The organism is Halomonas sp. MCCC 1A13316 (genome assembly GCF_014931605.1).
Classification (GTDB): domain Bacteria; phylum Pseudomonadota; class Gammaproteobacteria; order Pseudomonadales; family Halomonadaceae; genus Halomonas.
Genome location: NZ_CP053382.1, coordinates 751,250 through 763,249, shown reverse-complemented (window position 1 = coordinate 763,249; position 12,000 = coordinate 751,250). Strand labels below are relative to the sequence as shown.

Genomic DNA, 12,000 nt, shown 5'->3' with positions numbered 1-12,000 from the left:
TGCAAATCACGCATGATCCGATCCCGAACCGGCATTCGCCAAGGGTTCGCCGACTCGCAATGATGTCATAAGTGACCAGATTCGACAGCTGTGCCGGGCAGGCCGGTACCATGGGGGAGACAGTGACCAGCATCAGGCCGTACTGGAAGAATTTCATCGATGGCGAATGGGTCGATGGCGCCGGTGACGAGCGCATCGTCGTTACCGACCCGGCGACGGGCGCCCCCATTGCCGAGGTCGCCCGCGCCCTGCCCGCCGATGTGGATCGGGCCGTGGCAGCCGCGCGACGCTGTTTCGAGAGTCGGAGCCTGGCGGAGATGCGCCCTCATCAGCGTGGCGAGATGATGCGGGAGGTGTCCCTCCGGCTCGGCGAGCTGGCTGACGAGATCGCCACCGTCGAGTGCTTCGACAACGGCAAGACAGTGGAGCGGGGCTACGGCGATGTCGCCCTGACCCAGCGCTACCTGGACTACTACGCCGGCATGGCCGACAAGCTGGAGGGACGCCAGATCCCGCTGGGCGAGGGGGTGCTCGACTACACCACCCATATGCCGTTCGGGGTCTCGGCCCAGATCGTGCCGTGGAACGGGCCACTCCCCGTGGGGGCGCGCTCCATCACCTGTGCCCTGCTCACCGGCAATACGGTGGTCCTCAAGTCGCCGGAGGACTCCCCGCTGAGCCTCTTCCTGTTTGCCGAGGCGTGCGAACGGGCCGGCGTCCCCCAGGGGGCCGTCAACATCCTCTGCGGCTACGGGCATGATGCCGGCGCCAGCCTGGTCGCGCATGGCGATATCGACCACATCGTCTTCACCGGTTCCGTCGAGACCGGCAGGAGCGTGCTGCGGGCCGCCTCGGAACGGATCATTCCGTGCATCATGGAGCTGGGCGGCAAGTCGGGCGCCATCATCTATCCGGACGCGGACCTGGAGCAGGTGGCCAGAAGTGCCGCGCGGGGGATCTTCCATCATGCCGGACAGATCTGCTCGGCCGGCTCCCGCCTGATCGTGCACCGTTCCATCCATGACGACCTGGTGGCACGGCTCAAGGAAGCGGCCGAGACCCTTTCCGTCGGCCCGGGCATCGACGGCTGCGACATGGGCCCCCTGATTTCCGCGCGGCAACTGGATCGGGTCGAGTCGCTCTGCCGTATCGGAGTCGCGGAGGGCGCGACACTGGTCACCGGCGGATCGCGCCTGGCCGGCACGCCGGGACACTTCATGGCACCCACCCTCTTCACCGGGGTGCGTCCCGAGATGCGGATCGCCCAGGAGGAGTTCTTCGGCCCGGTGGTCGTGGTCCTCCCCTTCGACTCCCCGGAGGAGGCCGTCGCCATTGCCAACGGCACCGACTACGGCCTGGCGGCCGGGGTCTACACCAACGACCTGAGGCTGGCCCACTGGACGGCCGACCGCCTGGTCGCCGGGCAAGTGTATGTCAATGAATGGTGGACGGGCGGCGTGGAGACTCCCTTCGGAGGCACCAAGCGCTCCGGGTATGGCCGGGAGAAGGGGCAGGAAGCCCTGCTCGGCTATGTCCAGACCAAGAATGTCGGCATCCGCCTCTAGCCATGGCGGATCGCTTCGATTACGTCATCATCGGTGCGGGCAGCGCCGGTTCGGTGGTCGCCAGCCGGCTGTCGGAATCGGGCCAGGGCTCGGTCTGCGTGCTCGAGGCCGGCCCACCGGACCGTCACCCGTCCATCCATGTCCCGGCCGCCGTGGTGCATGCCCTCGACAACCCCCGCATCAACTGGATGTATCGCACGGCGCCCAGCTGGGGGACGGGAGGGCGCAGCATCATCCAGTCGCGGGGCAAGACACTGGGCGGGTCGGGATCGATCAACGGGCATGTCTATACCCGAGGTCACCGCGCCGACTTCGACGGCTGGGCGGCGCTGGGCAACAGTGGCTGGAGCTACGCGGAGCTGCTGCCCTACTTCAAGCGCTGCGAAGGGCGTATCGGCGACGGCGATGACCGCTATCGGGGACGGACCGGCCCCTTCACCATCACCGACATCGACCAGCCCGATCCCCTCTGTGACGCCTTCATGGACGGGGCCGAGTCACTCGGCATTCCGCGCAACCCCGACTACAACGGTGCCTCCCAGGAGGGCATCGCCTACGTCCAGCGCAGCATCCATCGGGGGCGCCGGGTCAGCCCGGCACGGGCCTTCCTCTATCCGGCGATGAAGCGCGGCAACACCGAGGTACGCACTCGGGCCCGGGCCCTGCATGTCCTCTTCGCGGGCCGGCGCGCCGTCGGCGTGCGCTACCACCGGCACGGCCGTGACCATCTGGTCCTCGCGAACAGGGAAGTGATCCTCTGTGGCGGTGCCATCGCGTCGCCACACCTGCTGCAGCTGTCGGGCATCGGCGCCCCGGGCCTGCTGCAGCGGATCGGCGTCCCCCTCGTTCACGCCCTCCCCGGTGTCGGCGAGAACCTCTGCGACCACTACGCGGCCAGGATGGTGATGCGCATTCGCGGCATCGAGACCATCAACGAGCGCGTGCGCGGCCTCAAGCTGGTGAAGGAGGTCGCCCGCTACGCCTTCAGGCGGCGCGGCGCCCTGGCCCTGACCCCGACCCTGGTCTACTGCTTCTGGCGCTCGGACCACGGCGATATCCAGGTCTCCTTCACGCCCGCCAGCTATCCTGCAGGCGTCTGGAGCGGGCTGGACAGGTTTCCCGGTGCGACCATCGCGTGCTGGCAGCAGCGGCCGGCCAGCCGGGGGCATGTCCGCGCCCTGTCGGCCGATCCCTTCGTGCAGCCCGAGTTTCAGCCGAACTACCTGGCCGAGGAGGAGGATCGCCACGCCCTGCTGGCGGCCATGCGGCTCGGCCGCCAGCTGGCCGGCAGCGTTCCCTTCTCGCGGCATGTCGAGCAGGAAGTCTGGCCCGGCGACCAAGCCCGGAGCGATGCCGAACTGCTCGACCATGCCCGCCACACCGGCAACACCACCTATCATCCGATCGGGACCTGCCGCATGGGACCCGCGGAGCGCACGGACAGCGTGGTCGACGACCAGCTGCGGGTCCACGGGATCGAGGGGTTGCGCGTGGCCGACGCCTCCATCATGCCGACGATGCCGGCGGCGAACACCAATGCGGCCGCCCTGATGATCGGGGAAAAGGCGGCGGACATGATTCTGGGCAGGCGGCCATTGCCGCCCGAGCCGGCGGGGGCTCCACCAGATCCATTGTGATGCCCCGCGGCAATGCCGCCGGGCTCAACACTCCAGCCAGGTCTCCCGCCATTTCTCTGGGGCTTCCTCGAACCCCCGAACACCGCCGCCTAGAACCAGTCCCGGGCCACTGCTTTCCCGCCCGACCAGAAGCGATTGAGACACTATTCAGCGCCTTACACCACGGCTTTCAAGGAAGGTCCTCTGGCAGACTGTTCAGATATGCAAAGTTGCTTGTCATAGTTTTGGAATTTCGGGTCGTCAGCGTACAGCTTAGCCTGAAGGTAAGCACAACCTGTAGGCTGCCGGGCGGCGGCTCGCTTGCCGCCCGGCAGCATTACAACGCTACTCGGCCGTGGCCAGCAGGCTGGCGTTGCCGCCCGCGGCGGTGGTGTCGATGCAGAGGTGACGCTCCACTACGTAGCGTTCCGGCGCGATGGCCTGGGTCTCGAGCGAGACGATGGGGCCGTCGCGTCCTGCGAGTGCCATGCGCAGTTCTCGGGTCCATTCACTGGCGCCGGAAGCGGCCACCGCCGCGATGCCCTTGACCGCGGTCAGCGTCTCAGCCGTGACGATACCGTCGAACGCGGCGACGGGCGCCCCGGCATCGATCAGCGGCCGCACGGCCTGCGCCGAGCCAGGTGCGACGATCACCGCCGGGCAGCCGGCACCGAGTGCCTGCGCCGCCTGGGCTACGGCGATGTCGAGCGTCGGCCCAAGGCAGAGTACCGGTCCCTTGGGATAGAACGACAGCCGGTTGCTTTCCCCGGTCGGCCCCGGCAGCGTATGCGGCGTCATATCCAGGGCCGCGGTCTCGGCGAGTGCCTTGCGGATCACCCCGCGTTTACCGGAGAGCGCCTTGCGAAGCACCTCGACCCGGTCGGGACGCGCTGCCCAATTGCGCGCGTCCAACCCGTCGAGGGCCGACTGGAGCTCACCGAGGGCCACGGCGTCGCCCTGGGGCGTTTCGTGGCGCTCCGTGGCGGCGGTGCGGCGGAACCGGTTGACGTAGAGGGGACCGCCGGCCTTGGGCCCGGTGCCTGAAAGCCCCTCGCCGCCGAAAGGCTGGGAGCCGACGATGGCACCAATCTGGTTGCGGTTGACGTAGATGTTGCCGACATGGATGCGCTCGACGATCTGCTGCACGCGGTCGTCGATACGGGTATGCAGGCCAAAGGTCAGCCCGTAGCCCCTGGCATTGATTGCGTCGACCACTCTGTCGATGTCACGCGCCTTGAAGGTGGCCACGTGCAGCACCGGGCCGAAGATTTCGCGCTCGAGATCCTCGATACCGCCGACCTCGACCACCGCAGGGCTGACAAAGGTACCGATAGCCGGCGCGGGCAGCTTCTTCAGTACCTTGCCGGCCTCCTCCTGCCCCGCCAAATAGGCGCTGATGCCATCCTGCGCCTCGGCGTCGATCACCGGGGAGACGTCGGTGTCGGTGTTCCAGGGGTCGCCGATGGAAAGCGCGTCCATCGCCCCGTCGAGCATCGTCAGCAGCCGGTCGCGCGCCTCCTCCTGGACATACAGCATCCTGAGCGCGGAACAGCGCTGGCCGGCCGACTGGAAGGACGAGATCAGGATGTCGCGCACCGCCTGCTCGGTCAGCGCCGTCGAGTCCACGATCATGGCGTTGAGTCCACCGGTCTCGGCGATCAGCACCGCATCCGGCCCCGCATTCTTCGCCAGCGCCTGGTGGATGATCTGCGCCACCTCGGTCGAGCCGGTGAAGCACACTCCCGCGATCCGCGGATCGCTGGTCAGCGGCCCGCCCACCGTCGGCCCGTCGCCGGGCAGCAACTGCAGCGCTGCCTCCGGCAGGCCGGCCTCGCGCATCAGCTCGACGGCGCGCGCGGCGATCAGTGATGTCTGCTCGGCGGGCTTGGCGAGCACCGCATTGCCTGCCGCCAGCGCCGCGGCGATCTGGCCGGTGAAGATGGCGAGCGGGAAGTTCCACGGGCTGATGCAGACGAAGACGCCACGGGCCTCGCCGGGCTCCTCCATCTCCAGCCGCTCGATCTCGCAGGCATAGTAGCGCAGGAAGTCCACCGCCTCGCGCACCTCGGCGATGCCGTCGAACATCATCTTGCCGGCTTCGCGCGTGGCGATCACGGTCAGCTCGGCCATGTGTATCTCGTAGAGGTCGGCGGTGCGGCGCAGCACCTTGGCGCGCTCGGCCACCGGCCGCGCCGACCAGTCGCGAAAGCCCTCGTGCGCAGCGTCGAGTGCAGCCGCCACCTCGGCCGCAGTCGCCTCATGCACCTGGCCGACCACGCGCGAGCCGTCGGCGGGGGACACGGCATCGCGGGCCGGCCCCTGAGGCGCCGGGCTACCGGCGAGCATCGGCCCGGCGGTCCAGGTCTTGTCGGCCAGTTCCTCACGTGCCGCCAGCAACGGCAGGATCGAGGCGGGCTCGTTGATGCGGAAGCCGCGGGAATTCGTGCGTTCGGGGGCGAAGAGCTGCCCGGGCGGCACTATCAATGGACTGGGAATGGCGGCGCCCAGCCGCTGCAACTCGGTCACCGGGTCACGCGCAACCTCGCTCGGGGGAATCGAGCTGTCCACCACCTGGTTGACGAACGAGGAGTTCGCCCCGTTCTCCAGCAGGCGTCGCACCAGGTAGGCCAGCAAGTCGCGGTGTGCGCCGACCGGGGCGTAGATACGGCAGCGCGTGCCCTCGGTCTGCTTGACGATGTGATGCAGCGACTCTCCCATGCCGTGCAGGCGCTGGAACTCGAAGCTCTCCTTGTCGTCGCCCGCCATGGCGACGACGGCAGCGCAGGTATGGGCGTTGTGGGTGGCGAACTGCGGATAGATCCGATCGCGCCGGTCGAGCAGCATCTGCGCACAGGCCATGTAGCTGACATCGGTGTTGGCCTTGCGGGTGAAGACCGGAAAGGTCTCGACACCCACCTCCTGCGCCAGCTTGATCTCGGTGTCCCAGTAGGCGCCTTTCACCAGCCGCACCATGATCTTGCGGTCGAGCCGTTCGGCCAGCTCGTAGAGTGTCTCGATCACCGGCCCGGCCCGTCGCCCATAGGCCTGTACCACGACACCGAAGCCGTCCCAGCCGGCGAGATTAGGGTCGGACAGCAGTGCCTCGATCACGTCGAGCGAGAGTTCCAGCCGATCCTGCTCCTCGGCGTCGATGTTGAAGCCGATATTGGCCTTGGCCGCCTGTCGGGCCAGCTCCAGCGCGCGCGGCACGAGCTCGCTCATCACCGTGTCGCGGTGGGTAAATTCATAGCGCGGGTGCAGCGCCGAGAGTTTCACCGAGATCCCGGGGCTCGAACGCACGTCGCCCTTGGCCTGCTCGGCGATCGCGGCGATCGCCTTGGCGTAGGCCTGGTGATAGCGAACGGCATCGGCGTCGGTACGCGCCGCCTCGCCCAGCATGTCGTAGGAGTAGGTATAGCCCTGCTTCTCGAGTTCGCGGGCATTCTTCATGCCCTCCTCGATGGTCTGGCCGAGCACGAATTGACGGCCGAGGATCTTCATCGACTGACCGACCGCGGTGCGTACCACCGGTTCGCCCATGCGACGCACCAGCCCCCGCAGCGCCCGCACCGGCCCCTTGGGATCGTCATCCAGCACCTTGCCGGTCAGCATCAGGGCCCAGGTCGAGGCGTTGACCATCGACGAGGAGGACTTGCCCAAGTGCGCGCCCCAGTCGGACGGCTCGATCTTGTCGTGGATGAGATCGTCGATGGTCTCCGCGTCGGGCACGCGCAGCAGCGCCTCGGCCAGACACATGAGCCCGACGCCCTCGGCGGTCGAGAGCCCGTATTCGGCCAGGAACGCCTCCATCATCGTGGGCGACGTTTCCTTGCGCACGCGTTCCACATAGTTGGCGCCGACGGCGGCGACCTTGCGGCGCTCCTCCTCCGAGAGTCCGATGCGCTCGGCAAGCCCGTGCAGCACCTCCGCTTCGTCGGCTGCATAGTTGGCGCGCACACGCGAGCGTGACTCGCTCACGGCGCTCTGGTGGCGCATGCTGACTTCACTCATGGTCAATCCCCTTGTCACCCGATATACGGCGTCAGAGCGTCGGTTCGGATGCTATTCTCTGTTCGGCTATTAACGCTTGATGGACTGGTCGGCACCGACATTCGATTCAACCTCATTTCATCGACGCTGGAATATCATTCTAGGAGACATGGCGACGTTCACCTCGCTCCTGGCCAACGGACCGCTGGAAGCGTGTCACCCGATAGGGCTCGAGGTCCAACGGCGGCCTTTCGCTCATCATCAGCGCCGTCACGAGTTCCGCCGTGATCGCCGCCTGGGTCAGCCCCAAATGCTGGTGACCGAAGGCGAAGTGAACCGTCGGGTAGTCGGGATGGGTGTCGATGACCGGCAACGAATCGGGCAGTGTCGGGCGGAACCCCATCCACTCCGTAGACGTTTCGAGTCTTGCCGTGTCCGCCAGCAGCCTGCCGGTGTGTCGGCGCAGCGAGGCATAGCGGCGCTTGATCGGTGCCAGCGAGAGGCCGCCCAACTCGGTGAAGCCGACCACCCGCAGCCCGCAGCTCATCGGCGTCATCACGCAGCGGCGCTCGGCGGAACCGACCGGTTGTCGCAACGCCTGCATCCGCCCGGGCAGGGTCAGGTGGTAGCCACGCTCGGTCTCCAGCGGCACCTCGAGGCCGACACCTCTAGCCAGTTGGTGGCTCCAGGCGCCGGCCGCCACCACCACCTGGGCGAAGTCCAGCTCTCCCTCATCAGTCGCCAGCGTCACGCCGTCGGGCGTCGGCACCAGGCGCTCGACCCGGGCGCGACGTATCTCGCCCCCTCTAGCCTCGAATGCTTGTGCCAGGCGACGCACCAGGACGAGTGGGTCTCGCACCTGGTGGGCGCCGGGAAAATAGAGACCATGGCTCAGTCGGCCCGAAAGCCCTGGCTCACGCGCGCGGATCTGTTCCGCTTCGAGCCACTCCACCTCGTGGCCCCAATGCTGCAGGTGCTCCATGTAGCGACTCGCCTCGGCGCGCCCCTTGCCAGACTCCCACACCAGCAGGTAACCCGAGGCCACCAGTTCGTCTTCGGCGCCGATATCGGCCAGGCAGCGCCGCCAGGCAGCCACGGCCGCCCCGTTGAGGGCTGCCAACGCCTGGCGACCCTGGGCCACCTGGGCGGGACGGGCCGCGGCAACGAAGCGCGCCAGCCAGGGCAGTAACCTGGGCAAGTAGCGCAGCGGCAACGCCACGGCGCCGTGGGGATCCAGCCAAAGCCGCGGCGCCTTACGCAGCATCGCGGGGGTCGATAGCGGATCGATCAGTTCCGTGGCCAGAAAGCCGGCATTGCCGGAGGAAGCTCCTTCCCCCGGCCCCTGGGGATCCAGCACCGTCACCGACAGGCCGCGCTGCTGGAGGTCCAGCGCGGCGGTCATGCCCACCACGCCGGCGCCTACCACGGCAGCACGGATGCCAGCCTGGTTCATTCACGCTCCTCCATCGCCGGTACGGCCCGGTGGTCGGTTGCCGTCCGGGTATCGGGCTCCTGCTCGGCGCGCCTGGAAAACCAACCCAGCTGAGCATAGAGAATCCCGATCATGGGTGAAAGCCAGCAGGCGAAGGCCAGTGGAATGTAGAGCAGTTGGCTGAAATCACCGCCGGCCACGGTCAAGCCCAAGGCACCCATGACGAAAGCACCACCTGCGTTCCAGGGCACCAATGGCGAGACGAGGGTACCGCCCTCCTCGATGGCACGAGACAGATTCAACCGCGAGTAGCCCATGCTGTCATAGGCCGGCTTGTACATGCGCCCCGGCAGGGCGATGGACAAGTAGACGTCGCCGGAGACCACATTGGTGGCAATAGAGGTCATGATGGCACTGGTCTGCAGCCCACGGAAGCTTTTCAGCCGCTTCACGATGGCGTCGACGATGGCCTCCAGGCAGCGGGTGCGTTCCAGGGCACCGCCGTATGCCAAGGCAAACATCATCAGGGTCACGACCCAGGTCATCGAGGTGACGCCGCCACGGTTGAGCAGGCTGTCCAGCGTTGCGGTACCGGTCTCGATGACGTAGCCGCTGTGGGCATAGGTCAGGGCATCGTGCAGGCTCGCACCCTGAGAGAGGATAGCGACGCCGCCACCCAGCATTACCCCGGTGAACAGTGCCGGTATCGGCGCAATCTTGAAGAAGGCCAGGCCGATGACCACCACCAGCGGCAGCAGCTGCCACAGGCCCATGTCGAAGCTTGCCGCCAGCCCCTGCTTGATGGCATCAATGCGCGCCAGGGCATCGCCCGCGCCGGCCTCGGCACCGCCGGCCACAGCATAAATCGCCAGGGCGATCAGCATGGCGGGGACGGTGGTCGGCATCATGTAGCGGATGTGGTCGAAGATATTGGTCTCGGTGACAGCTGGCGACAGGTTGGTGGTATCTGACAGGGGCGAGATCTTGTCGCCAAAAAAGGCGCCGGAAACCACCGCACCGGCGGTCCAGTAGATGGGCACGCCGAAGGCATCACCGATGCCGATCAGGGCCAGGCCCACGGTGCCGACGGTGGTCCATGAGGAGCCGATGGCCAGTGAGACCATGGAACACATCAGCATGGCCGCAGCCAGGAACCAGCTCGGGTTGATCAGCTCGAGTCCCAGATAAATCAGCATCGGCACGGTACCGCTGGCGATCCAGGTACCGACCAGCATGCCGACGATGATCAGGGTCGCGATGGAAGGCATCGCCACGTGCAGCACGCGAAAGGCGCCGCTCTCGATGTCCTTCCAGCGGTAGCCCTGCAGCCACCCCACCACGGCGGTGATGCCAAAGCCGATGGCGAGTGGAATGTGCGGGGTAAAATCGTCGTAGTAGAAGATTTGAACGCCGAGCAGCGCGATGGTCAGCACGATGGGAATCAACGCCAGCGGCAGACTCGGTACGGAGATGGCGGGGGCCGAATAATCTTTCATTCTTGTAGGTTCCCGGGCAGGTATCGACCTACCCTGTTGTCGTTGTGCCAGAAGGATTTGATAAAGGAAGGCGCAGGTTCAGGGCTCTTCGGTGCAGTGTTCGTAGGCCAGGATGGCGGCTGCCGGATCTTCGTTAGAGACACCCTCGAGCCACGCCGGCATCAGCAGCAGGGTGGCCTCCGGGTCCCGGGGAACGGGCAAATGAAGGTGATGGCGCACTGGCGATTGCACGCTGCGGGTGAAGATGTCGGACAGGGCATCCACCAAGGCGCTCCAGAGAAGCGCCTTGATCACTTGCTCGGCGTTGAGAATCATGACAGCCTCTTTTCAACGATGATGAAACGCCAGTCTAGGCAGGTCACCCTCTCCAATGCTTGACCCTGGCTCCGCTATCGTTGTTCGAGGCTCTGCTCTCGATCTGCAGGAGGCTCACCGCCATGCACCAGACTCTAGCTCGCTGCAACCCGATTGCGCGTCGCAGCGGCGAGCACCTCCATGCGCACCCGCAGCTGATGCTGGGCTGGCGCGGCACCATGGATTACGAATTCAGCCGTGGTGGGGAGCATCTGGTATTGGGGCAGGCGGCCATCCTTCCGCCGAACGAGCCCCACCTCTACCTGGGGCGAGGCGAAGACTGCGAGGTGCTGGTCATCGACCTGGATGCCAACGACCCGTGCCTGGCGGCACTGGAGCGCAGCTGTGCGCTCGAGCTGCGCGAATCCCTGTTCGCCACCCCTCGGTCGGTCAGCTTGCCGCCGTCGCTGATCCCCATGGTGGAGCTGGCGACGCACCAACTGAAGGCACCCAAGTCGGCGGCGCAATCCACCCTGCTCAATCATCAATTGGCCATCATGTTCGTGAGCCAGCTCAGCGAGCTGGTCACCTTGCAGCGCCCGGACGATGTCGCTCATGAGCGAATCACCGCCTCGCGTCTCGATACCTTCATCGACGAACGCTTGGCAACTCCTCCTGACAACGGCCTGCTCGCCGACGCCTTCCATCTCTGTCAGAGCCAGCTCCACCTGCTCTGCCTGCGTGAATTCGGGCAGACCCCGCAGCAATACGTGATGAACCGCAGGCTGCTGTGGGCCCGTTACTGGCTGCGCGAGACGCACCGTCCGGTGAGCGAGATCGCCTACGATCTCGGCTTCTCCGATGTATCGAGCTTCTCACGAGCTTACCGACGCCGCTTGGGCCACGCCCCGAGTACGGAACGCAAAGAGCCGAGATAAACTCGGCTCTCACTGGTATAACGCAGATCCTGCGCTTTCATCACCCGAACGCTAACGCGCCAGGCGCTCCATCAACGGCTGGATGGAAACAGCGCGAGGCTCGCCGTCGAAGTCGTCCTGGACCAGCTCCGTCGCGCGCCGTTCGAGATAGCGGCCCGAGCCTTCGACCTCGGCGATGCGCTCGATGTCGGCCAGCGCCTCAATCAATTGCGGGGTCAGTCGGTCAAGCACCGGACGTACCTCCTCGGCGAGATCGGGTGGATCGGCAAAAGGTGAGCGCCCTTCCTGCAACCACCGATGGTGCAAGCGCCGCTGAATCTGCTTGCTCGCCTCGAACTGCTTGTCGAAGAAGCGCCGGGCGAAGTCCTCGTCGACACCGACCGCTGCGGCATCCTCCGACACCTGATTGAGAATCTGTGCCTCACGCTCGGGTGCCTCGATGGGCGCGCCGCTGTTCCACTTGGCCTGGGCCACCAGCGGCGCCACGTCGAGCCGTTCATCGATCATGACCAGCATGCGGTCGATGGTCGCCTTGTCTTCGTCGGGTGGCTCCGGCGGCTGCATCTGGCAACCTGCCAGCAATAGGCTCAGCATCAGGGTAAAGGCTAACAGCCGGCCAAGGGCCGATATCGATTGACGTCCTGTCGGTTCGCAACGCATGAAGGCGAC

8 protein-coding genes are annotated in these 12,000 nt (G+C 66.3%); 3 read left to right on the top strand and 5 right to left on the bottom strand.

The window, feature by feature from the left end:
* Positions 1-71 precede the first annotated feature (71 nt).
* On the top strand, positions 72-1,565 hold the full coding sequence (locus HNO52_RS03520; RefSeq protein ID WP_232090508.1) for an aldehyde dehydrogenase family protein: 1,494 nt from the start codon (positions 72-74) through the stop codon (positions 1,563-1,565).
* A 2-nt stretch (positions 1,566-1,567) separates the two neighbouring features.
* On the top strand, positions 1,568-3,202 hold the full coding sequence (locus tag HNO52_RS03515) for a GMC family oxidoreductase (protein WP_197567818.1): 1,635 nt from the start codon (positions 1,568-1,570) through the stop codon (positions 3,200-3,202).
* A 324-nt stretch (positions 3,203-3,526) separates the two neighbouring features.
* On the opposite strand, the gene putA is transcribed toward HNO52_RS03515, so the two are convergent.
* The 4 genes from putA to HNO52_RS03495 all read right to left on the bottom strand — a co-directional run bounded on the left by putA (position 3,527) and on the right by HNO52_RS03495 (position 10,414).
* Positions 3,527-7,192 (bottom strand): bifunctional proline dehydrogenase/L-glutamate gamma-semialdehyde dehydrogenase PutA, encoded by a 3,666-nt coding sequence (gene putA, locus HNO52_RS03510; protein WP_197567817.1) that lies wholly within the window; start codon positions 7,190-7,192, stop codon positions 3,527-3,529.
* Positions 7,193-7,331: 139 nt separating this feature from the next.
* Positions 7,332-8,624, bottom strand: coding sequence for an NAD(P)/FAD-dependent oxidoreductase (locus HNO52_RS03505; RefSeq protein ID WP_197567816.1), 1,293 nt, complete (start codon positions 8,622-8,624; stop codon positions 7,332-7,334).
* Positions 8,621-10,099 carry a Na+/H+ antiporter NhaC gene (nhaC, locus tag HNO52_RS03500; RefSeq protein ID WP_197567815.1) on the bottom strand — a complete coding sequence of 493 codons (1,479 nt, stop codon included), beginning with the start codon at positions 10,097-10,099 and terminating at the stop codon, positions 8,621-8,623. The genes HNO52_RS03505 and nhaC overlap by 4 nt, the downstream gene beginning before the upstream one ends.
* Positions 10,100-10,177: 78 nt before the next feature.
* Entirely contained in the window at positions 10,178-10,414 is a 237-nt protein-coding gene (locus HNO52_RS03495; protein WP_197567814.1) for a hypothetical protein, read from the bottom strand.
* Between the two features lie 122 nt (positions 10,415-10,536).
* Here HNO52_RS03495 and HNO52_RS03490 point away from each other — a divergent pair, with 122 nt between their 5' ends.
* Positions 10,537-11,331 carry a helix-turn-helix transcriptional regulator gene (locus tag HNO52_RS03490; RefSeq protein ID WP_197567813.1) on the top strand — a complete coding sequence of 265 codons (795 nt, stop codon included), beginning with the start codon at positions 10,537-10,539 and terminating at the stop codon, positions 11,329-11,331.
* A gap of 51 nt (positions 11,332-11,382) precedes the next feature.
* Here HNO52_RS03490 and aroQ read toward each other — a convergent pair whose 3' ends face one another.
* Entirely contained in the window at positions 11,383-11,991 is a 609-nt protein-coding gene (aroQ, locus tag HNO52_RS03485) for a gamma subclass chorismate mutase AroQ (protein ID WP_197567812.1), read from the bottom strand.
* Between the last annotated feature and the right edge of the window lie 9 nt (positions 11,992-12,000).